The following is a 1,424-nucleotide window of genomic DNA, read 5'->3' as shown; positions in this document are numbered from 1 at the left end:
GTGCTGGGCGCGGAGCTGACGTACGTGCAGGGAGGCGCGGAGGCGGGGCCAATGCCCACGGCGCGGATGACTCCGGCCTATCTGTCCCTGAGCTCGGAGCCGGCGCTCGATGACTCCTCCGAGGGCCGCGAAGTGGAGCTCTCTCCGGAGATTCTCACGAAGGCGCAGGAGCTGGGCACGGCGAAGGCGGCCTACGACTTCGTGAAGAACGAGACGCGGCTGGACTGGTACTACGGCTCGCTCAAGGGCTCGACCCAGACGCTGCGGGAGCGGCGGGGCAACGACGCGGACCTGTCGGCGCTGCTGGTGGCGCTGCTGCGAGCGCAGGGCACGCCGGCGCGCTTCGTCCACGGCACGGTGGAGCTGTCCGTGGAGCAGATCGCCGCCTCGCTGGGGATGCTCACGGGCGAGGAGGTGGTGAAGCTCGACGCGGCGACGGCTGGGGGCGCGGCCTTCTCGCTCTCGCCGGAAAAGAGCGCACAGGTGACTCAGGCGCTGAACGCCGCCGCCATTCCGTACGAGCCGCTGGTGCGAGGAGGACGGGTGGCGGCGGTGAAGCTGGTGCGCGTCTGGGTGGAGGCCTATGTCGACTTCGCGGAGTACCGCGGCGTGGGCAGCGGCAAGGTGGGGCGGCAGTGGGTGGCGCTGGAGACCACCCTGACGGGCCAGGCAAAGGCAGCAGCCACGCCTCCCGTGCTGGACTCGCTCACATCGCTGGGGGAGACGCCGGACACACTCACCGCGACCTGGCTGAGCGCGCCGACGCAGCAGTCGATGGTGGAGTTCGTGCGCGGGCGTGTGGAGAGCTACCTGTCCGCGCAGCGCCCGGACATCTTCTATTCACAGGTGCAGTGGACGGTGGTGCCCCGGCGCGAGGAGCTGCCGCTCCTGCCGGGCTCGTTGCCCTACCAGGTGCACAGCGTTCACGGTGAGTCCGCCTTCCTGCCGGAGTCGCTCCAGCAGCGCGTGCGCCTCACGGCCCGAAACGAGGCGGGTCCTCTCTTCGAGCTCACCCTCCCCTTCCACCAGCTCACCGGCCATCGGACGGTGTTGACCCACGTCCCGGCCACGGAGACAGACCGACAGCTCATCGAGCTGGCGGGTGGGCTCTACGCGGCACCCGCTTCGCTGGTGGAGGTGCGCCCGGTCGTCCGCATCAACGGAAGAGAGGTGGCAGCGGCAAGCCGAGGCGTGGGCCTGGGCACGCCGTACCAGTGGTCGATGGAGGTGCTGCTGCCGGGAGGAGGCTCGCGCCGCATCGACAACCGCGTGGTGGCAGGCAACGTCGTGGCCATCGGTGTGGGGGCTCCGGGTAACCACTATCAGGAGACAGAGAACGAGGAACTCGAGGACCTGGACGGCCCGGCGCCGCGCTTCCTGTACGCGAGAGCGGCGGCCTACGCGAACGCCTGGACTCAGGGAGA

The 1,424-nt window shown here is 69.9% G+C and carries 1 protein-coding gene; it reads left to right on the top strand.

The annotated features are described in order from the left end of the window. A partial coding sequence (locus KY572_RS46810) for a transglutaminase-like domain-containing protein (RefSeq protein WP_224250316.1) occupies positions 1-1,424 on the top strand: 1,424 nt, incomplete at both ends.

The sequence above is a fragment of the Hyalangium gracile genome (genome assembly GCF_020103725.1).
In the GTDB taxonomy this organism is placed as follows: Bacteria; Myxococcota; Myxococcia; order Myxococcales; family Myxococcaceae; genus Hyalangium; species Hyalangium gracile.
The sequence above is the reverse complement of the archived record's forward strand: the minus strand, read 5'-3'. Positions and strand labels throughout refer to the sequence as shown.